Source organism: Amycolatopsis halotolerans, assembly GCF_042647905.1.
GTDB classification, from domain to species: domain Bacteria; phylum Actinomycetota; class Actinomycetes; order Mycobacteriales; family Pseudonocardiaceae; genus Amycolatopsis; species Amycolatopsis halotolerans.
Genome location: NZ_JBHRWI010000049.1, coordinates 100,254 through 119,319, shown reverse-complemented (window position 1 = coordinate 119,319; position 19,066 = coordinate 100,254). Strand labels below are relative to the sequence as shown.

At 68.3% G+C, this 19,066-nt stretch carries 19 protein-coding genes; 5 read left to right on the top strand and 14 right to left on the bottom strand.

All coding sequences use genetic code 11. The annotated features are described in order from the left end of the window. The first annotated feature begins 50 nt into the window (after positions 1 to 50). Both ACFORO_RS34285 and ACFORO_RS34280 read left to right on the top strand, forming a co-directional pair. The gene (locus tag ACFORO_RS34285) at positions 51 to 695 is read left to right on the top strand and encodes an SCP2 sterol-binding domain-containing protein (RefSeq protein WP_354735692.1); all 645 of its coding nucleotides are present in this window, start codon (positions 51 to 53) and stop codon (positions 693 to 695) included. Between the two features lie 30 nt (positions 696 to 725). Then, positions 726 to 1,304: an SCP2 sterol-binding domain-containing protein gene (locus ACFORO_RS34280; protein ID WP_377871268.1), complete on the top strand. Its 579-nt coding sequence runs from the start codon at positions 726 to 728 to the stop codon at positions 1,302 to 1,304. On the opposite strand, the gene ACFORO_RS34275 is transcribed toward ACFORO_RS34280, so the two are convergent. The 11 genes from ACFORO_RS34275 to pdhA all read right to left on the bottom strand — a co-directional run bounded on the left by ACFORO_RS34275 (position 1,301) and on the right by pdhA (position 12,325). Further along, positions 1,301 to 2,416, bottom strand: a complete 1,116-nt coding sequence (locus ACFORO_RS34275) for a DNA cytosine methyltransferase (protein ID WP_377871267.1) — start codon at positions 2,414 to 2,416, stop codon at positions 1,301 to 1,303. The two genes, ACFORO_RS34280 and ACFORO_RS34275, sit on opposite strands and share 4 nt — an antisense overlap. Before the next feature lie 10 nt (positions 2,417 to 2,426). Next, a complete protein-coding gene (locus ACFORO_RS34270; protein ID WP_377871266.1) occupies positions 2,427 to 2,855 on the bottom strand; it encodes a very short patch repair endonuclease in 429 nt (142 codons plus the stop codon). A gap of 12 nt (positions 2,856 to 2,867) precedes the next feature. Next, complete coding sequence (locus tag ACFORO_RS34265) at positions 2,868 to 3,332, bottom strand: FxsA family protein (RefSeq protein WP_377871265.1); 465 nt, start codon at positions 3,330 to 3,332, stop codon at positions 2,868 to 2,870. A 349-nt stretch (positions 3,333 to 3,681) separates the two neighbouring features. Next, positions 3,682 to 4,182, bottom strand: a complete 501-nt coding sequence (locus ACFORO_RS34260; RefSeq protein WP_377871264.1) for a DNA topology modulation protein FlaR — start codon at positions 4,180 to 4,182, stop codon at positions 3,682 to 3,684. Between the two features lie 17 nt (positions 4,183 to 4,199). Then, positions 4,200 to 5,384 (bottom strand): hypothetical protein, encoded by a 1,185-nt coding sequence (locus tag ACFORO_RS34255; RefSeq protein WP_377871263.1) that lies wholly within the window; start codon positions 5,382 to 5,384, stop codon positions 4,200 to 4,202. Then, positions 5,381 to 5,965, bottom strand: a complete 585-nt coding sequence (locus ACFORO_RS34250) for an ABC transporter ATP-binding protein (protein WP_377871262.1) — start codon at positions 5,963 to 5,965, stop codon at positions 5,381 to 5,383. Before ACFORO_RS34250 ends, ACFORO_RS34255 begins: the two co-directional genes overlap by 4 nt. Before the next feature lie 31 nt (positions 5,966 to 5,996). Then, entirely contained in the window at positions 5,997 to 7,931 is a 1,935-nt protein-coding gene (locus ACFORO_RS34245; RefSeq protein WP_377871315.1) for an ABC transporter ATP-binding protein, read from the bottom strand. A 20-nt stretch (positions 7,932 to 7,951) separates the two neighbouring features. Next, complete coding sequence (locus tag ACFORO_RS34240) at positions 7,952 to 8,524, bottom strand: TetR/AcrR family transcriptional regulator (RefSeq protein ID WP_370940618.1); 573 nt, start codon at positions 8,522 to 8,524, stop codon at positions 7,952 to 7,954. Positions 8,525 to 8,632: 108 nt separating this feature from the next. After that, positions 8,633 to 10,111, bottom strand: coding sequence for a dihydrolipoamide acetyltransferase family protein (locus tag ACFORO_RS34235; protein WP_377871261.1), 1,479 nt, complete (start codon positions 10,109 to 10,111; stop codon positions 8,633 to 8,635). A 16-nt stretch (positions 10,112 to 10,127) separates the two neighbouring features. Then, positions 10,128 to 11,120, bottom strand: a complete 993-nt coding sequence (locus ACFORO_RS34230; protein ID WP_377871260.1) for an alpha-ketoacid dehydrogenase subunit beta — start codon at positions 11,118 to 11,120, stop codon at positions 10,128 to 10,130. Continuing rightward, positions 11,120 to 12,325 (bottom strand): pyruvate dehydrogenase (acetyl-transferring) E1 component subunit alpha, encoded by a 1,206-nt coding sequence (gene pdhA / locus ACFORO_RS34225; RefSeq protein WP_354735671.1) that lies wholly within the window; start codon positions 12,323 to 12,325, stop codon positions 11,120 to 11,122. The genes ACFORO_RS34230 and pdhA overlap by 1 nt, the downstream gene beginning before the upstream one ends. Positions 12,326 to 12,686: 361 nt before the next feature. On the opposite strand from pdhA, the gene ACFORO_RS34220 reads away from it, so the two are divergent. Further along, positions 12,687 to 14,108 (top strand): M20/M25/M40 family metallo-hydrolase, encoded by a 1,422-nt coding sequence (locus ACFORO_RS34220; protein ID WP_377871259.1) that lies wholly within the window; start codon positions 12,687 to 12,689, stop codon positions 14,106 to 14,108. 94 nt (positions 14,109 to 14,202) lie between these two features. Here ACFORO_RS34220 and ACFORO_RS34215 read toward each other — a convergent pair whose 3' ends face one another. Continuing rightward, positions 14,203 to 15,216, bottom strand: a complete 1,014-nt coding sequence (locus tag ACFORO_RS34215; protein WP_377871257.1) for an ABC transporter substrate-binding protein — start codon at positions 15,214 to 15,216, stop codon at positions 14,203 to 14,205. A gap of 62 nt (positions 15,217 to 15,278) precedes the next feature. Here ACFORO_RS34215 and ACFORO_RS34210 point away from each other — a divergent pair, with 62 nt between their 5' ends. Together ACFORO_RS34210 and ACFORO_RS34205 are read left to right on the top strand one after the other, a co-directional pair. Next, positions 15,279 to 16,295, top strand: coding sequence for a FecCD family ABC transporter permease (locus ACFORO_RS34210; RefSeq protein ID WP_377871256.1), 1,017 nt, complete (start codon positions 15,279 to 15,281; stop codon positions 16,293 to 16,295). After that, positions 16,292 to 17,272 (top strand): FecCD family ABC transporter permease, encoded by a 981-nt coding sequence (locus ACFORO_RS34205; protein ID WP_377871255.1) that lies wholly within the window; start codon positions 16,292 to 16,294, stop codon positions 17,270 to 17,272. Before ACFORO_RS34210 ends, ACFORO_RS34205 begins: the two co-directional genes overlap by 4 nt. Here the strand turns inward: ACFORO_RS34205 and ACFORO_RS34200 are convergent, their stop codons facing one another. Then, positions 17,273 to 18,115 carry a transglutaminase family protein gene (locus ACFORO_RS34200; protein ID WP_182892903.1) on the bottom strand — a complete coding sequence of 281 codons (843 nt, stop codon included), beginning with the start codon at positions 18,113 to 18,115 and terminating at the stop codon, positions 17,273 to 17,275. It abuts the gene before it with no gap. Next, on the bottom strand, positions 18,112 to 19,059 hold the full coding sequence (locus ACFORO_RS34195; protein WP_377871314.1) for an alpha-E domain-containing protein: 948 nt from the start codon (positions 19,057 to 19,059) through the stop codon (positions 18,112 to 18,114). The genes ACFORO_RS34200 and ACFORO_RS34195 overlap by 4 nt, the downstream gene beginning before the upstream one ends. Positions 19,060 to 19,066 lie beyond the last annotated feature (7 nt).

Genomic DNA, 19,066 nt, shown 5'->3' with positions numbered 1-19,066 from the left:
TACCTACTCACCGGTAGCCTTACGGCGGAAAGTTCTGGAAGGGGTGGAAGATGGCCGACAACCCGGAGGCGACCAGCTCTGACCTGGCCGGCCTGCGCGGGGTCGCGCTGCTGGACGCGCTGGACCGCACCGAAGCCGTCGACGCGAGCGCGCTCGACGTCAACGCGGTCGCGGACGCCATTGACCCCCGTGAGCTGGGCCGTTCCGACATGAACCGCCTGCTGGCGGCGTTGGTCCGGCTGTCCGAGCAGGTGCCGGCGTTCTCGCTGGACAAGGTCGACCCGACGAAGTTCGCCACGTTGGTCGCGCGGGCGTCGCGGGCGCAGCTGGAGGCGGTGGTCGCCGAACGCGCGCTGCGGGAGCGGGTGCTGGACGAGATCTTCGCGCGCATGGGAGCGCACATCCGTGCGAAGTCGCTGCACGCGGTCGTGCACTGGCGGCTGTCCGGCGGCACCGGCGATGGCGGCTACGACCGCTACGAGACGGTGCTTTCCGACGGGACCTGCACCGTGTCCCGCGAAATGCGCGAGAAACCCCGTGTGACGATTACGCTTTCGCCCGTGGACTTCTTCCGCATCATCACCCACCAGGCGACGCCCGCGGTCCTGTTCGTGACCGGAAAACTGAAGGTCAAGGGCGACCTGGCCTTCGCAGCCGGGTTGGTCGGCCACTTCGACCTCCCCCGACCGGCCTGAGCCGCCCCGGTGTCCCGCTGGCGCTCGCGCATGCGTGCCGCGCACTCACCCGGTGAGCACGCGGTGAACGGTTTCGCCCGCACCCTCGAGGTGGGCAAACTGACTCCGGAGCAGTTCGTGCAGGTCCTGGAGACGCTGCACATGCTCGGCACGGCCGGAGCCGGCATCGACATCGGCTCGCTGACCACCCAGGCCCTGGTGGATGTCGTCGCGGCGGCTTCACGGGAGCAGCTGAAAGGCATCGCCGACCACGACGAGTTGCGCGCGGTCTTCCTGGACGAGATCTTCCGCCGGATGTCGGAACACTTCCTCCCGGAACGAGCCCGGCACGTGGACATCGTGGTCTCGTGGCGCTTCCCCGCCGGGGACGATTTCGACCGCTACCAAACGGTCATCGAGGACGGGTTGTGCGTGTCGAGCACCGACCTGGCTCGGACTCCGGACACGACGATCACCGTGGCGGTGGAGGACTTCATCCGGATGGCGACCGGGAATGCCGCGGTGGCGGCGATGTTCGTTACCGGGAAGGTGAAGGTCAAGGGCGAGTACGCGCCGGCGGTGCGGTTGTCGGGGTATTTCGACATTCCTAAGCCGACTGGGGCGGACTAGACCGCGGTCTCCAGGCTCATTTCCCCACGGGCCAACGGCATCAGGTAATTCTCTGACAGCCACTGCACCACCGGCACGCACACCGCGTCCCCGAAGCCGAACAGGGCCTGGTTGTTCCGTAGTCCGTCCAGTGCGTACTTCCCGGCGCCCATCAGCCGGGCGTACTCGCGTGGGGTCATCCACCGGACTCGAACGCTGCCTCGGCCAGCTTGTACGACGGCCTGTTTGGACGACCCGCCGCGGGCGGTGCGCAGGCAGCCGGAGATGTCGTCTGGCCGGACTTCCCACACTGGCTTTCCGTTTCGGGTTCGGCGGTAAGCGGTGCGGTAGACCAGCTTCTTTCCCGCCTGCAACTGCGTCAAGCGCTCCAGTTGGAGCGGCGAAAGGGATCCAACGAACGCGTCAGCACGCAGGGGCGTCCACCAACGCTCGTCATCGGTGGACAGACGTTCGACGGCGGCGGATAGCCCGGTGACCAGCAGCGGCGGCGGCGCGGGCAAGGCGGCGCGATGTGTCCGCAACGAAGGGTCGAGCGAGAGCCAAGCGGGGCGCAGCGGCGAGGGCGCAGGCGAGTCCGAAGGCGGGTTTTGCGCGCCGACAATGAACAACCGCGGCCGCGACTGCGGAACGAACCGCCGGGCGTCCAGGGTGAGGGCGTCGGCGGAGTATCCGAGCCGGTTGAGTTCGCGGATCGCGGCGCGGAGGTCGTTGCCGCCGTGGCTCGTGGCTAGGCCTACGACGTTTTCCAGCGCTACTACTGGCGGACGGTCCGGGCCCAGCTCGTCCAGGATGCGGGTGAATTCCCAGAACGTCGACGAGTGCGAACCCGCCAGGCCGCGACGCCAGCCAGCCAGGGAGAGGTCCGTGCACGGGAAGGAAGCCCAGGCCAGGCTGAGGCCCGTGGGCAGGTCGGCACCGCGCAGGGCGGCGACATCGCCTAAGACGTACTCGTGCGCGCCCTGGTCGTGGAAGTGTGCCTCGTACATGGCTTGCTTCGCCGGTTCGATGTCGTTGGACCACGCGACGTCGAAGCCGGCCGGTTCCAGGCCTAGGCGGACGAGACCGATGCCCGCGAAGAACTCCGCGGCGGTGGGCTGACCCGGTAGAGGCATGGCACCAACATTAATGGGGCCGGCGTTCCTGCACGGTCTCGATCACCCGCGACGCGGCGACATCGCTGGCTTCGTGTTCCCAGATTCGCACGGACAGCCAGCCCGCTTCGAGCAGCAGTGCGTCAGTATTCGCGTCTCGGCGGCGGTTGGTTTCGATCTTGGTCCGCCAATAATCCGCATTGTTCTTCGGCCACGTGCCGTGTTCCGGGCAGCCGTGCCAGAAGCAGCCGTCCACGAAAACCGCGACGCGGGAGGGGCCGAACACCAGGTCAGCCTCGCGGCGGACGCCCTTGACCGGACGTCGGTGCACTCGATAGCGGAACCCGGCGGCGTGCAGGATCTTGCGCAGCGCCATTTCGATCCCGGTGTTGCGGGACTTCTGTTTGCTCATGCGGGCGCTCACCGCGGAAGTCGTTACCAGCCGCTCCACGGGAGCCATTGTGGCAAAGACTCAGCCTTCGACGATCCGGCCTTCGATCACCGGGTGGTTCGACGGCCGCGGCTCCTCCGCGACGACCTCGCTGTCCACCACCATCACCGGGCCGCGGCGCTGGTTGGCGTACCGGACGGCGCGCTTCTCCGCGCGGCGCAGCCAGAACCGCCGGGCGACCGAGCGGGTCGGCGGTGCCAGGATCAGCAGGCCCAGCACGTCGCTGACGAAACCGGGGACCATGATCAGCACGCCGCCGAGCGCGACGAGCATGCCGTCGGTCAGTTCCTTCTCCGGATTGCGGCCGGACTGCGCGGTCGCCATGAACGCGCGCATCGCCTTGCCGCCCTCGCGGCGCGCCAGCCACGAGCCCACGAACGCGCCCGCGATCAGCAGACCGATCGTGCCGAGCACACCGACGACCGAGCCGACCGCCCAGATGGCGGCGACTTCAGCGATGACGTAGAGCAGGAACACGACAGCCATGCTCAGTGAACGAACGAGTGCCGGGTTTTGCTCCCGGCCGCGAGAAAGTCCAGGTCAGGGTGCCGGGATGGGCTGCCGATCGCTCGGTCGGAAGAGGCGAGGACAGCCGCTGGTCCCGCAACTCGTCCAGGTGGACCTGGGACTGCTCGGCCGAGATCGAACAGCACCTCGGCGAGTTCTGCTCGGGCGTTGTCGCCTTCCGCACCGCCCAGTGCGACAGCCTGGGTCAACAGTGCGATGGCGCGGTCGTCGTCACCGGCCTGACGCCATGCCTGTGCCGCCTCGAACAGGATCTTTCCAACTCGGGCTTCCATTTGTGCGGCACCGCATTCCCGGTCCCGCGAGGCGATCATCGCAGGCGCTGCAGGAACGCGGACACCTCGCGTGGCGAGCGCAGCAGCACCTGCCGTGCGGTCGGCGCTTCGGCGGCGATCCGCCGCAGCATCAGCGGGCGGCGGGTCGGCCACTTCCAGATCCACTGGACCAGCTCGGCGTCGATCTTCGACACGCACCCGGGCGCCTGCGTTTCCTGGCCCCACTCGCGCAGCTGCCGCCCCACGACCCGATACAGGCAGGTGTAGCGGGAGGCGTCCAGCAGCACGACGGTGTCGGCGAACGGCAGGCGCAGGTCGAAGGTCTTGCTGTAGTTGCCGTCGATCACCCAGCTGTCCGTGCTGGCGGCCTCGGCGACGGCGGCGCGGAACTCTTCTGGCGGGGCTTCAACCCAGCCGGGACGCCAGTGGAGCCGGTCCAGATGTGTGACCGGGATGTCGAGGGCGGCACCGATGTGCCTGGCCAGGGTGGATTTTCCGGCCCCGGAGCAGCCCGTGACCATGATGCGTCGCCCCATGGCGAGCAAGCCTAGAACTAGACCGGGACGAAACTCGCGGCAATTAATCCGAGCACCAGCAGATCCGGGCCGCGGACGAGTTGCCGCACCAGTCCGGCGGGGATCAGGACGCCCTCGTACAGCACCATCCCCATCGAGCTGAAGTCCAGCGGGCCGCGGGTCACCGAGCGCACCGCCGACAGCGCGGCGATCAGGACAGCCACGACCGCGCTGACGGAGGCTGGGATGCCCAGCAGCAGGACCACACCCGCCCAGACCAGGGCGAGCAGGCACAGGAAAGCACAGGTCACGGCGTGCAGGCGCAGGTTTGACGCGTCCAGCCAACGGCGGAGTCCGGGCACTCGATGCAACTGCGCGACCGGCGCGGTGAACGGCAGCAGCGCCAGATAACCGCCGATGCCGAGCAGCCACACCGACGTCACGGCGGGGAAGGTCGCGTGGGTCGCGACTACGGCGAGTGCCAGGAAGACCGGCAGGCCGAGGGTGTACCGGCGCGCGAGAGTCCCCGTGACGACATACCGGGTGACGATGAAGCGTCCGGCCAGCGCGTTCCGCCACGGCACTGGGCGTCCGGCCGGGAGCAGCGCCCAGACGTCCAGGAAGGCGGCGGACGTCCGGCGCACCATGCGTTCGGTGTAGTGCCGGATCAGGGTGTCGCGAGAAACTGTGTGCGGCAATGGAGAGGACCGAGCCAGTGCGCAGGCGGCGATGGCGGCGGCTGCCACGTATGTCCACAGTGGAACGATCAGCGGCAGTGCGAGGGTAAGCGGGAGAAGGGATTCGCCGGGGAGCGAGCGGCGGCGGCCCATCGCCAGTGCCAGTGCGGCGACAACCACGAAAAGCGCCAATGGGCCGACGAGCGAGCTGGGGAAACCGATGAGCATGCCCGACACCGCGAAGAAATACGCGGCGACACCGAAGCGGGCGGCCCAGTCCAGCACGAGCCGGTGGGTGAGCGCGGCAGGCCGCTGCCCGTCGAAATCGTCCCAGGTCAGCGTGGCGGGATGGGCCCACAGATAGCCTCGGCGCAAGGTCGCGCGCCAGGCCAGTGCGAGGCCGGTGCACAGCACGAGCAGGCTGCCGAGCGCGCCCACCGGAGCGCCGCCGATCAGCTGGCTCCGCACCAGTTCGGTGTTGTAGAACGGCGATCCCAGCAGGCCGACCGCGATGACCAGCGCCAGGACCAGGTCCGGGCGTTTCACAGGTCCACCACGTAATCCGCGACCTCGTCCGCGAGCGGCGGGTGATGGCTCGCCACGACCACCGCCGCGCCGCGTCCCGTGCTGGTGCGGACCAGAGTGGTCAGCCAAGCCCGGCCGTCGGCGTCCAGGGCGCGCTCCGGTTCGTCCAGCAACAGCACCTCGTGCGGGCGCGCGACCGCGGCGTGCAGCAGGAGCCGACGTCGTTGTCCAGCGGAGAGTTCCGACGCGGGCACGTCGGGAGCCGGCACCGGACCGTCGGCCAGTTCGCCGCCGAAGGAATTGCGCAGCAGGTCGAGATGCTGGCGCGGCGTGAGCTCGTCGAAGAGCGCCGAATCGTCGAAAAGCACTGAAACCCGGCGGCGGAAAGCGGCGGACCGCTCGTCGGGCGGCCCGCCGCAGACGGACACGGAACCGGACGTCGGCACCTGATTCCCGTACAGACAGCGCAGCAACGTCGACTTCCCCGCCCCGTTGGCACCGCGGACGACCAGGCATTCGCCGGCGTCGACGGCCAGGTCGAGACCGCTGAACAGCTCAGTCTCGCCCGCGGTGACCCCCAGGTCCTGAGTGGTGATGAGCACGAAACCCCCTCGGCTGATCACCCCAACATAATCACTTCAAGTACGCCTCCGCTTGCAGCGTGAACAATTCCGCGTATCCGGCGTCGGCCGCCATCAGCGCCTCGTGCGTTCCGTACTCCGCGACTTTCCCGTGGTCCAGCAGCAGAATGCGCTCGGCCTGGCGGACCGTCGAGAACCGGTGCGAGATGTAGAGCGTCGTCCGCCCGCGCGACAACGTGTGCAGCCGGTTGAACAGGTCGTGCTCGGCTTGGGCGTCCAAAGCCGACGTCGGCTCGTCCAGGATGAGGATCGGGGCCTCGCGCTGGAAGGCCCTGGCCAGCGCGATCTTCTGCCATTCCCCGCCGGACAGCGACACGCCCTGGTCGAACCAGCGGCCGAGCGGGCTGTCGTAACCCGTCGGCAGCCGGGCGATGCGCTCGTCGGCTCCGGCGCGGCGCGCGGACTCCTCGATGTGCGCGCGATCGGTGAGCCGGTTCAGGTCGCCGAGGCCGATGTTCTCCGCCGCGGTGCCTTGATACGTCACGTAATCCTGGAACATCGCGCTGATCTTGGTGCGCAGTTCGACCGGGTCGTACTCGCGGATGTCCACGCCGTCCAACAGGATCCGGCCCGCCGTCGGGTCGTACAGCCGGCACAGCAGCTTGAACAACGTCGACTTCCCCGCGCCGTTGCGGCCCACCACGGCGACGGTTTCGCCGGGACGGATCTCGAAGCTCACCCCGTGCAAGGCCGGTTCGTCCGCGCCCGGATAGCTGAAGCTCACCGACTCGAACTGGATGTGTCCATCCACAGTGGACGGAAGCGGCCGCGGCTTCGGCGGGGCGGTGATTTCCGGTGTGGTGTCGAGGAACCGGTACAGCGTGTCCAGGTAGAGATTGTTCTCGTACATCCCGGAAAACGCGGTGAACAGTCCGGTCACCGAACTCTGCACGGACGTCGCGGCGGCGGTGTACAGCGCCAAGTCGCCCAGCGTCAGCCGTCCGCCCACCGCTTCCAGCGCGATGTACAACGCGATCCCCGAGCCGACCAGCGTGCTCAGCAATCCCCATGACGTCGAGCTGACATTCCGTTTCACCGTCAGCTTCCGCTGCCGGTCATACGCCACCACGCCCAGCTTCCGGAACCGGTCCACGAAGTACGGACCGAGGCCGAACAGCTTGGTCTCCTTGGCATACGTGTCCGTCGTGACCAAAGAGGACAGATAGTCCATCCGCCGTTTGATCGGCGACATCATGAAGGTGAGCCAGAACGCCCGCGAACCGTACTTCGACTGCGAGATGAACGCCGGAATCGGGGCCAGCAAAGCGACCAGCGCGAGCAGCGGGCTGATCGACACCAGCAGCGCGATCATGCTGGCGAAGGTGATCAGCGTCCGGATCAGGCCGAGCGCCGAGGTCATCATCGACAACGGACGCGTCGGCGCCTCCTGCGCGGCCTGGCGCAGCATGTCGTAGGACGCCGAGCCCTCGAAGTACGCCAGGTGCAGGTCGCTCGCGTGCCGCATGACCTGGTGCCGGATGCTGAGCGTCATCCGTTCCTGCAACAGGGATTGCGCGATCGTGGTGAGCGAGCTGCTGATCGCGGTCGCCGCCAGCACGCCGAACTGGAACAGCGTGATGCGCACGATGTCCGCCGTCGACCCGCGATGCTGGATCGCCGCGACCACCGAGTCCAGCAGGATTTTCGCGATATACGCGGTGACCGTCGGCAGCAGGCCGGACGCCAGCGTGATCACCGCGAGCACGATCGTCAGCGTCGGGCTGGCCTGCCAGGTCAGTTTCGCGACCTTCGGCAGGCCGCGGACGGTGCCTGCCACGGAAGTGCGCATGCGCGACAGCCGCGCCCGCAGGCCTTTCGGCTGTTCCGGCTGCTCCGGTTCCGGGATGTCGACCGGCCCGGTGAGACCGCTGTCCGGCACGGATTGCGCCATCTTGCGGCGACCGCGGCGGCCGAGGGCCATCTCGATCCCGCCCCCACCGCCGGGGATCACGCCAGCACCGAACCGTGCAGGAAGACGTCGATGACCTCGTCAGTGGTCGGGGCGCCTGGCATCGGGCGGGATTGCGTGAACAGCAGCGCCAGGAACAGCGAAGCGGCCTTGTCCACCGGAAGCCGCAGCCGGGCGGCGTCCGGAACGAACAGCTCCCGCACCGCGCGTTGCATCGCCTCAAGCGACTCGCGGCGGCTGTCTCCGGTCACTGACTTGCGGTTGCGCGCTTCTTCCACAGCCGCGCGCGGGCGGCCCTTCATGGTCGCGGCCATCACCGCGCCCATCCGCTGCAGGTGCGCGTTCATCGCCTCCGCAGCCTCGGCCAACCGCTTCTCCAGCGGCAGTTCAGCCGGGATCTCCCCGATCATCTCCAGCGCCTCCGCCGGATTGAGCGCGGCTTCCACGCACGCGTCGAACAGTTCGTCCTTGTCCTTGAAGACCCGGAAGATGGTGCCCTCGCCGATCCCGGCGGCCCGGGCGATCTGCGCGGTGGTGACCCCGTGGCCGTGCTCGACGACCAGCGGGAGCACCGCGCGGACGATCATCCGCCGCCGGTCGTCCGGGGCCATCCCCGGTGCTCTTTTCCTCGTTTCCATGCTCGCCACGCTACGGAGTGAGCACTCACTCCGTCAACTCGATAAAGCGAAGGCCGTGCCCGGGTGGACACGGCCCTCGGCTCAGTACGTGATCGCGACCGCCGGATCGGCCAGCAGCGCACCGACGTCGGCGAGGAACTCCGACCCCTGCTGCCCGTCGACCACCCGGTGGTCGAAGCTCAGCGACAGCTGCATCACCTTGCGCACCTTGATCTCGCCGTCGACCACCCACGCGGTGTCGCGGATCGCCCCGACCGCCAGGATCGCCGACTCGCCCGGGTTGATGATGGGCGTGCCGGTGTCGACGCCGAAAACGCCGACGTTGGTGATCGTGAACGTCCCGCCCAGCATCGCCGCCGGCGTGGTCTTGCCCTCGCGCGCGACGTCGGTCAGCTCGGTGAGCGCGCCCGCGAGTTCCTTGAGCGACAAGGAATCCGCGTCCCGGATCTTCGGCACCACGAGACCGCGCGGGGTCGCCGCCGCGATGCCGAGGTGCACGTAATCCTTGTAGACGATCTCCTGCGCGGCCTCGTCCCACACCGCGTTGACGTCCGGCGTGCGCTTCGCCGCGAGGCACACGGCCTTCGCCGCGAACGCGAGCGGAGTGAGCTTGACGCCGCTGAATTCGCGCGACTTCTTGAGCTTCTCGCGCAGGTCCATCATCGGCGTGACGTCGATGGTGAGGAACTCCGTGACGTGCGGAGCGGTGTACGCGCTCTGCACCATCGCGGCCGCGGTCGCCTTGCGGACGCCCTTGATCGGCACGCGCCGCTCGCGGGTGGCGGGGTCGTAGCCGGTGTCCACAGTGGACACTGTGGACACCGTGGGGGCGGCGGAACCGTTGGCGGCGGCGTGGACGTCGTCGCGGGTGATCACGCCGCCGTCCGCGCTGCCGGTGAGCGAGTGCAGGTCGACGCCGAGGTCCTTGGCCAGCTTGCGGACCGGCGGTTTGGCCAGCGGGACGTAACCGCCGCGCGGGGCCGCCGGTTCTGCCGGTGCCGCTGGGGCCGGGGGCTGCCCCAATGTGGCATTGGGTGCGTGCGACGCATCCAATGTGGCATTGGGTGCGTGCGACGCATCCAATGTGGCGTTCGGTGCGTGCGACGCATCCAATGTGGCGTTCGGTGCGTGCGACGCATCCAATGTGGCGTTCGGTGCATCTGACGCACCCAATGCCACATTGGGGTGCTTTCGCGCCCGCCGGGTTGTTCCGGCCGCCTTGGAGCCGTAGCCGACCAGCGGCTTCATCTCCTCCTCGGCCGGAGCGGGCGCGGGAGCGGAAGCAGCAGCAGCGGCGGGCGCGGCTTTCCCGCCGGGATCCACGTCCATGGTCAGGATCGTCGTCCCGACCTCCACCGTCTGCCCCGGTTCCACGTGCAGCTCGGTGACCACCCCGGCCCACGGGATCGGCAGCTCGACAGCGGCCTTCGCGGTCTCGACCTCGACCACGATCTGGTTGACCGTGACCGTGTCGCCCGGCTTGACGCGCCAGGCGAGGATGTCGGCCTCAGTCAGCCCCTCCGCCGTGTCCGACAGGGGGAATTGTTTGTACTCGGGCATTTCTGATGCAACCCCCTTACCAGGCGAGAGATCGGTCGACAGCGTGCAGGACCCGGTCGAGGTCGGGGAGGTAGTGCTCCTCGAGCTTCGCAGGCGGGTACGGCGTGTCGAATCCGGTCACGCGCAGGACGGGGGACTCAAGGGAGTAGAAGCATTCCTGCTGAACGCGGGCCGCGATTTCCGAGGTCAGCGAGGATTCCGACGGCGCTTCGCTGACCGCGATGAGCCGTCCGGTCTTGCGGACCGATTCGAAGACCGGTCCGAGGTCGAGCGGCGAGAGCGTGCGCAGGTCGATGACCTCCAGCGACTTGCCCTCGGCTTCGGCGGCCGTGGCGGCGTCGAGCGCCACCTTCACCGACGGTCCGTACGCGACGACCGTGGCGGACGTGCCCTCGCGCACCACCTGCGACGCGAACACCCGCGACGGTGCCGTCGAGGTGTCGACCTCCATCTTCAACGCGCCCGAGTGGTACAGCTTCTTGGGCTCGAAGAAGAGGATCGGGTCGTCCGAGCGGATCGCCTCCTGGATGCCCCAGTAGGCGTCCACTGCGTTCGAAATCGACACCACCTTGAGGCCGGCGATGTGCGAGAACAGCGATTCCGGCGATTCCGAGTGGTGCTCCACCGCGCCGATCCCGCCGCCGAACGGCACCCGGATCACGACGGGCATCTTGACCTTGCCCTGCGTGCGGTAGTGCAGCTTCGCCAGCTGCGAGGAGATCTGGTCGAAGCCGGGGAAGATGAAGCCTTCGAACTGGATCTCGCACACCGGCCGGAATCCGCGCACGGCGAGGCCGACCGCGGTGCCGATGATGCCCGATTCGGCGAGTGGCGTGTCCAGCACGCGCTGCTCGCCGAAGTCCTTCTGCAGTCCGTCGGTGATCCGGAAGACGCCGCCGAGCTTGCCGACGTCCTCCCCCATAATCAGGACCTTCGGGTCCTCCTCCATCGCCCGGCGGAGACCGAGGTTGAGCGCTTTGCCAATCGTGAGCTTCTGCAGATCAGTCATCAGTGCTCACCCGCCGCGGCAAAACCGTCGAGATAGGACAGATACTCCTCGCGCTGCGCTTCCAGCACCGGCGAAGGTTCTGCGTACACCTGGGAAAACACCCGGTCCGGCGGCGGCTCGGGCATGTTGAACGTGTAGTCGCGCAGCTCGGCGGCGAACTGGTCCGCCTCGGCCTGGACGCTGTCGAAGAACGCCTGGTCGGCGTGCCCGTTGCGGGCCAGGAACGCGCGGACGCGCTCGATCGGGTCCTTGAGCTTCCACTCCTCCAGCTCGTCCGAGAGCCGGTAGCGGGTGGGGTCGTCGGTCGTGGTGTGCGCGTCCATCCGGTAGGTGAACGCCTCGATCAGCACCGGGCCGTTGCCGTGCCGGCATTCCTCCAGCGCCCACCGGGTGACGGCGAGGCAGGCGAGAACGTCATTGCCGTCCACGCGGATGCCGGGGAAGCCGTAGCCGCGGGCGCGCTGGTACAGCGGCAGCCGCGACTGGCGTTCGGTCGGCTCGGAAATCGCCCACTGGTTGTTCTGGCAGAAGAAGACCAGCGGCGCGTCGTACACCGCGGCCCAGACGAAACCTTCGTGCACGTCGCCCTGCGAAGTCGCGCCGTCACCGAAGTAGCAGATGGTGGCCTCGCCACCCTCGTCGCCGACCTTGCCCTCGAACTTCTGGCCCATCGCGTAACCAGCCGCGTTGAGCACCTGGTTGCCGATGACGATGGTGTACGGGTGGAACCCGTGCGCCCGGTAGTCCCAGCCGCTGTGGTCGGTGCAGCGGAAAATCCCGATCAGGTCGCGCATGTCGACGCCGCGGGTGTAGGCGACGCCGTGCTCGCGGTAGCTCGGGAAAGCCATGTCGCGCGGCTGCAGCGCGCGACCTGATCCGACCTGCGCGGCTTCCTGGCCGAGCAGCGGCACCCAGATGCCCAGCTGCCCCTGGCGCTGCATCGCGTTGGCCTCGCGGTCCGCGCGGCGCACCAGCACCATGTCGCGGTAGAGGTTCTTCAGCGTTTCGTCGTCCACGTCCGCGACGTAGCGGTCGAACCGCTCGGACGGGATCCGCTGGCCCTCGGGGGTGAGCAGCTGAGTGAGCTCAGCGCCACCTTCGCTTGTCGCTCGCAAACCGGCGATCACCTGTTCAGGGGAAGGCTGGGCCGCTACGGCGGCCGGCCCGTCTCCAGGTTCCGGGTGCGTCCACTGTTCGGACGGCATGAGCTGTTCTCCTCGGTGTCGGCGCCTCTGACGGCCGCTTGTGGCGGCCACAGCGACTGCACCGGCGGGGACCGGCGCCTCGGGTCCGAGGTGCTCCGGTCATCGTCGGCGTTGACGGTTCGTGGCCACATCCTGGCACGAGAATTACTCCGATGGAGAGCGGCAGTTGCTGATTTGTTGCTGAGAAAACCTCGCTGAACAGGGAAAACGTTTGGAAGCCCGAGTATGGGAGAGGCGATGGTCGGTCGGCCATCCCGCGTCCCACCTGCCCTCGTGAGTGGCTGTCCCGGTGGGAACCGCGATCGGCACTCACGACGTTCACTCGTGCCGGTGACGTCGGTCACCGTGGCAAGATGGCGCTGTGGAACAAAAATCCGTACGCGAATCCGTGGTCTCGACGTGGATCAACGACGTCACGCCGAGCCTGTCCGGTCTGGTCGCGATCCCCGCGCTGTCCCCGGCGTTCGACGCGGACTGGGCGTCGACCGGGCATCTCGCCGCCGCCGTCCAGCACGTCAAGGCCTACCTCGAAGGGCGCGCCCTGCCGGGCGCGCGGATCGAGGTCATCGAGCTGGAAGGCCGTTCTCCGCTGCTGTTCGTCGACGTTCCGGCCACCCCGGGCGCGACGAACAAGGGCACCGTCCTGATGTACGGCCACCTCGACAAGCAGCCCCCGGTCGGCGGCTGGTCCGAAGGCCTCGACCCGTGGACGCCGGTCATCCGCGACGGTCGCCTTTACGGCCGCGGTTCGGTCGACGACGGCTACTCCGGGTATGCGGCCAGTGCCGCGCTGGAAGCAGTGCACGCGGCCGGCGGCGAGCACGCGCGAATCGCGCTGCTGCTGGAAACCGGCGAAGAATCCGGCAGTCCGGACCTGCCCGCTTACCTTGAGCACCTGAGTGCACGGCTCGGTGAAGTCAGCCTCGTTGTCTGCCTCGACGCGGGCGGCATGGACTACGAGCGGCTGTGGCTCACCACGAGCCTGCGCGGCATGGTGCACCTGACGGTCAACGTCCAGTTGCTCGCCACCGCGCAGCACTCCGGCCTGGCCAGCGGTGTCGTCGCGAGCTCGTTCCGCGTGCTGCGGCAGCTGCTGGAGCGGATCGAGAACGCGGAAACCGGCGAGATCAAGCTGTCCGAGCTGAACGTCGAGGTGCCGGCCAGCCGCCGCGCCGAGATCGAGGCGGTCGCGGAGGTGGCCCCGGAAGCGCTGCACACCGCGTTCCCGTTGGTGAGCGGCGGAAAGACGGTGTCCGAGGACGCGCTTGAGCTGCTGCTGAACAACTACTGGCGGCCGACGCTGTCGATCATCGGCGGCGAAGGGCTTCCGCTGCCCGCCGAAGCAGGCAACGTGCTGCGGCAGAGCACCACGCTCACGCTCAGCTTCCGCCTGCCGCCCACGGCGGTCGCGGACGACGCGCTGGCGGCGATCAAGCGGGTGCTGACCACGGACGTTCCGTACGGCGCGAAGGTCACCATCGCCGAGGACCAGCAGGCGGAGAACGGCTGGAACGCGCCGGAGGAAGCCGCTTGGCTCACCGACGCGTTGCGCCGGGTCGACGACGAGGTGTTCGGCCGTCCGCACCGCGCGGCGGGCATGGGCGGGTCGATCCCGTTCATGGGCCTGCTCGGCGAGAAGTACCCGGAGGCGCAGTTCCTGGTCACCGGCGCGTGCGGGGCGGATTCCAACATCCACGTTCCCGACGAGTGGCTGAACCTGGACTACGCCCAGCAGGTCACCGAAGCGGTCGCGCACCTGCTAGACGCGCACGCCCGCAGCTGACCCGGCGAACGCCCCAATGTGGCATTGGGTGCATCTCACGCACCGAATGCCACATTGGGTGCGTTGCATGCACCCAATGCCACATTGGGGTGCTTTAGGCCAGCTTGGCGAGGGCGTCGGCGATGCGGGTCTGTTCAGGGGCGAAGCGCTGGTACGAGAACGGCGTCTCGTTGTTCCACGGGATCAGCTTGCCCGCCTTCACCGCGGGCAGCTGCTGCCAGGTCGGGACGCCGCCGAGCCCGTCCGGGCCGAGCGACAGCGAGCCGCCGCGCGAGTCGTACATGATCACGTCGGCCGCGTATTTGCCGACGTTCTCCCAGCTCACCTGCTCGTAGTAGCCGCCCTGGCTTTCGTCGGGCTTCTCCGGCAGGACGAACTGCATCCCCTTGTCCTGGTAGTGCTTCGAGGTCGCGAACTTCGCCGGGTTGGCCACGTACGTCGTGTCCTTCTGCGCCGACAGCAGCAGCACCTTGAGCCCGGCCGTCTTCTTGACCGCCTCGGCGAGCTTGGCGTCCGCGGCCTCGTACTTCTCCTTGGCCTGCTGGATTTCCGGCGTCGCGACGTTCGCGCCGAGCGCCTTCGCCAGCGCCTCGAACTTCGCGATCCCCTGCGGCATCGCGATGTCCTGCAGTCCAATGCCGACACTCGGCGCGGCCTTGTCGACCTTGTCCGCCATCGTGTCCGGCACGTACCACATCTGCTGCTTCAGATAGATCACGCTGACCAGCAGCTGCGGGTTCAACGAGACGAACTTGTCGAAGTTGAACTCGTTCCACACGTTGCCGAGCGAGGTCACCGACTTCAGGTCGACGCCGCCCGCCTGCGGATCGGTCTTGCCGTCCGGGAGCTTCGACGGGCCGAAGATGCCCACCGACTTCACCCCGAAGTCCCACAACGCGGCCGCGGCGGTCACCTGTGCGACGATGCGCTGCGGACGCTCGCCGGAGAGCTTGCGGCCGCGGTCGTCGGTGAAGGACCAGGTCGCGCCGTCGCCCGCCGCCGGCTGGTCGTCTTTGTACCCGCAGGCGCTCAGCAGGCCGAGGGTGCCCGCGGCGGCGGTGCCCGCGAGGAAGCCGCGGCGGGACAGCCGCGCCGGTGAGATGGTCATCGGAACTCCGGAGGATCGGGTGAGGTACCGCCTGAGGTTAGCCTTGCCTTAGGGTGAACGCCATGGTCCTGCTTGGGGAGCGCGTCACATCCCGGCGCTGGGGCGTCCGCGCGACAGTCCTGGTCGCGGCGCTCGTCGCACTCGTCGCGGTGGTGGTGCTGTCCATTGCCTTCGGCTCCAACCGGTTGCCGCTCGGCAGCGTCTGGCACGCGTTGTTCTCCTACAGCGGCACCTTCGAGGACGTCGTGATCCGCGACGATCGGCTCCCTCGGACGTTGCTGGGCCTGGCCGTCGGGGTCGGACTGGGGCTCGCCGGAGCGTTGCTGCAGGCGATCACCCGCAACCCGGTCGCCGACCCCGGCCTGCTCGGCATCAACCACGGCGCGGCGGTCGCGATCGTCCTGGGCGGCGCGGTGTTCTCGGTGTCTTCGCCGGAGCAACTGGTGTGGTTCGCCTTCTTCGGCGCGCTGGCGGGAACGGTCCTGGTCACGGTGATCGGCGGCTCGGTGAGCCCGCTGCGGCTGGTGCTCGCGGGCGTCGCGGTGCAGGCCGTGTTCGTCGGGATCAACCAGGGCATGCAGATGATCAACACGCACAGCCTCGACCAGATGCGGTACTGGCTCGTCGGCTCGCTGGTGAACCGGAACCTCGACAGTCTCGCCGGGCTACTGCCGTTTTTCCTGGCCGCGTTGGTGATCGCGGGCGTGCTCGCCCGGCCGCTCAACGCGATCGCGCTCGGCGACGACAGCGCGCGCGGCCTCGGCGCGAACCCGGCACTGATCCGCGCGGCAGGCATGATCGCCGTCGGCCTGCTCTCCGCGACCGCGACCGCCGCATGCGGACCGATCGCGTTCGTCGGGCTGATGATCCCGCACGTCGTCCGCGCGCTGGTCGGCCAGGACGAACGGTGGGTGTTGCCGTTGTCCGCGCTGCTCGGTCCGGTATTGCTGCTCGGCTGCGACGTGCTCGGCCGGCTGCTCGGCGGTAACGGCGAAATCCAGGTGGGCGTGATGACGGACGTGATCGGCGGCGTCGCCTTCGTGATCGTGGCGCGGCGGCTGAAGGCGGTGCGGCGATGAGGACGTGGGTGGTCGTCGGATTGCTGACCCTGGTGGCGGCAGTGCTTTTGGTGCTCGCCGTGGGCACCGGCGATTACGAGATGACGCCGATGGAGGTACTGCAAACGCTCGCCGGATCCGGCACGAAGGCGCAGTACCTGGTGGTCACCGGTCGCTTGCCGCGCGCGTTGGTGGCGATCTTCGTCGGCATCGCGCTCGCACTGGCGGGCTCGGTTTTCCAGACGGTGACGCGGAATCCGCTCGGCAGCCCGGACATCATCGGCTTCACCACCGGCTCGGCGACCGGCGGGATCATGATGATCCTGCTGTTCGGTGCCGGTCCGGGCCTGGTCTCCGTCGGCGCGGTCGTGGGCGGCCTGCTCACCGCGTTGCTGGTCACCGCGCTGTGCGCCCCGCACGGTTTGCTCAGCTCACGGCTGGTGCTGCTGGGCATCGCGGTGAGCGCCGTGCTGGCCGGGGTGAACGGTTATCTGCTGGTGCAAGCGAAACTCGAAGCCGCAGCACAGGCCGTCGGCTGGCTGACCGGCGACCTCGCGGGTCGCGACTGGAACTACTTCATTCCGTTGTGCCTGGCTGTTCTGGTGCTGTCGCCGTTCATCTTCGTGCACCAACCCGCGTTGCGAATGCTGGAAATGGGCGATGACGCCGCTGTCGCGGTCGGTGTCGCGGTGCCGCGTGTGCGTGCGGTGGTGCTGCTGGCGGCGGTCGCGCTCGCCGCTGCCGCGACCGCCGCGACCGGGCCGATTCCGTTCGTCGCCCTGGCCGCGCCGCAACTCGCTCGCCGCCTGACCCGTCGCCCGGGCCCGAACCTGGTCGCCTCCGCGGCGATGGGCGCGGTGCTGGTGCTGGCGGCGGACTTCGTGGGCCAGCGGGTTCTGGACGCTTCGCTACTGCCGGTAGGCGTGGTCGCGGCCGCGCTGGGCGGCGGGTACCTGTTGTGGCTGCTGGCGGTTTCCCGTCGTCGGCAGACCGCGTGACTAAGCCATCCTGGTCAGTTCCACCGACACATCCAAAGTGGACTGACTAGCCCCGGTGAAGATCCCCTTCAACGGAGCCACATCCGCGTAATCCCGGCCGGTCGCGACCCACACGTGCCGCGGCCCGACCGGGATCGCGTTCGTCGGATCGTGCGCCCACCAACCGCCGGTCCAGACGTCGACCCAGGCGTGGCTCTCGCCCTCCACCTTTTCGCCGAGTTTGGCCTCCGGCTTGGTGTGCAGATACCCCGAGCAATACCGCGCCGGAATGCCGATCGCCCGCAGCATCACCAGCGTGACGTGCGCGAAGTCCTGGCACACGCCCTCGCGCGCTCGCCACGAATCAGTCGCCGTGCTGTGTACGCCGGTGGTTCCGGGCTGGTATTTCAACTGCTCGTTCACCCAGCCGCAGATCGCGAGCACCGCGTCCGCCGGGTCCAACCCCTTGCGCAGCGCACGGGCCTGCTTGGACAGTTCTTGATCATTCGGCGTGTACGGCGTCGGCGTCAGATACTCCGTGCGCTGATCGCGGACGGTCTCGCTCTGCAGGTCCTTCCACGTCGCCGAGCGCACCGGTTCCGCTTCGTCCGCCGTCTCCACCACGGACGTCGCGAGCACGGTGAACTCGGTGTGCGGCGCGTGCAAGTCGAACGACGTGACGTCGGTGCCCCAGTAATCGGTGTAGCGATAGGCACGCGTGGCCGGGGAGGTTTCGATGCGCGTGGCCAAGGTGGTCTGCCGCCGGTCCGAACGCGGGGTGAGCCGGGCTTCGTTGTACGACTGGGTGGCCGGCGTCGCGTACCGGTAACCGGTCCGGTGCGTCACCCGCAATTGCCAGGTCACAGGGACACCTCCGCACCGCTCCACGCCACCCACGGCGACGTGTGGAAGTACTGCATGGACACCGCTTCCCCGATTTCCTTGATCGATTCCTGCAGCCCGCGCAGTCGTCGCGGCAGGTCGTCCAGCAGTGCCGCGGGGTGGAGGAATTCGAGCTCGCTGCGGGCGCGGCCAAGCAGCCGGACGGCCTCGGTTTTTTCGTTGCCCCGCGCGTTGATTCCGGGATCGAGCTGCCGCAGGCAATCCTCCGCCTGGCGCAAGGCGTGGAAGACTGAACGCGGGAACAGGGTGTCCCTGAGCAGGAATTGCACCACGCGTGCGGCGTCAAGCGCGCCACGATTCGTGCGTAGGTACGTGTCTTGCGCGCCTGCCGAGCGAAGCACCGTCATCCATCCCGGCGACGACGCCCGGTCCGAAACTCGTGAAAGGAGCAGCCGCACCACCATGTCCGCGCGTTCGACCGACCGGCCGAGCACCAGGAACAGCCAGCCGTCGTCGCGGCTCATCGTGGAATCGGCGAGCCCGGCGAACATCGCGGCCCGTTCCTCCACAAAGGACAGAAAGGCGTGCGGTCCGGCGCGGCGGGCGTAGCGCTGCCGGTCGGGCACCGCGTTCCAGGTGGCGTTCAGGCATTCCCACAGTTCGGTCGACACCACCTCGCGCGCGCCGCGGGTGTTCTCGCGCGCGGAGTTGATCGAACCGACGATGGACGACGGATTGTCCTTCGCGTAGGCGACCAATTCGGTCAGCTTCCACACGTCGAGCGCGTCGCCCGCGTCGAACGGGATGCCGAGCACGGCGAGCAGCTGACGGCTGACGTGGTCCGGGTCGACGCTCGCGTCTTCCAGCAGCTGATGCACCGAGACGTTCAGGATGCGGGAGGTGTCGTCGGCGCGTTCGACGTAACGGCCGATCCAGTACAGCGACTCCGCGTTGCGGGCCAGCATCATGATT

Bases quoted from the DNA above. Each gene is read 5' to 3' on its own strand.
- ACFORO_RS34270 (WP_377871266.1), bottom strand. From the start codon at position 2,855: ATGGCTCCCGTGGAGCGGCTGGTAACGACTTCCGCGGTGAGCGCCCGC.
- ACFORO_RS34215 (WP_377871257.1), bottom strand. From the start codon at position 15,216: ATGACCATCTCACCGGCGCGGCTGTCCCGCCGCGGCTTCCTCGCGGGC.
- ACFORO_RS34205 (WP_377871255.1), top strand. From the start codon at position 16,292: ATGAGGACGTGGGTGGTCGTCGGATTGCTGACCCTGGTGGCGGCAGTG.
- ACFORO_RS34230 (WP_377871260.1), bottom strand. From the start codon at position 11,120: ATGACTGATCTGCAGAAGCTCACGATTGGCAAAGCGCTCAACCTCGGT.
- ACFORO_RS34265 (WP_377871265.1), bottom strand. From the start codon at position 3,332: ATGGCTGTCGTGTTCCTGCTCTACGTCATCGCTGAAGTCGCCGCCATC.
- ACFORO_RS34275 (WP_377871267.1), bottom strand. From the start codon at position 2,416: ATGCCTCTACCGGGTCAGCCCACCGCCGCGGAGTTCTTCGCGGGCATC.
- pdhA (WP_354735671.1), bottom strand. From the start codon at position 12,325: ATGCCGTCCGAACAGTGGACGCACCCGGAACCTGGAGACGGGCCGGCC.
- ACFORO_RS34285 (WP_354735692.1), top strand. From the start codon at position 51: ATGGCCGACAACCCGGAGGCGACCAGCTCTGACCTGGCCGGCCTGCGC.
- ACFORO_RS34195 (WP_377871314.1), bottom strand. From the start codon at position 19,059: ATGCTGGCCCGCAACGCGGAGTCGCTGTACTGGATCGGCCGTTACGTC.
- ACFORO_RS34260 (WP_377871264.1), bottom strand. From the start codon at position 4,182: ATGGGGCGACGCATCATGGTCACGGGCTGCTCCGGGGCCGGAAAATCC.
- ACFORO_RS34210 (WP_377871256.1), top strand. From the start codon at position 15,279: ATGGTCCTGCTTGGGGAGCGCGTCACATCCCGGCGCTGGGGCGTCCGC.
- ACFORO_RS34235 (WP_377871261.1), bottom strand. From the start codon at position 10,111: ATGCCCGAGTACAAACAATTCCCCCTGTCGGACACGGCGGAGGGGCTG.
- ACFORO_RS34280 (WP_377871268.1), top strand. From the start codon at position 726: ATGCGTGCCGCGCACTCACCCGGTGAGCACGCGGTGAACGGTTTCGCC.
- ACFORO_RS34240 (WP_370940618.1), bottom strand. From the start codon at position 8,524: ATGGCCCCGGACGACCGGCGGCGGATGATCGTCCGCGCGGTGCTCCCG.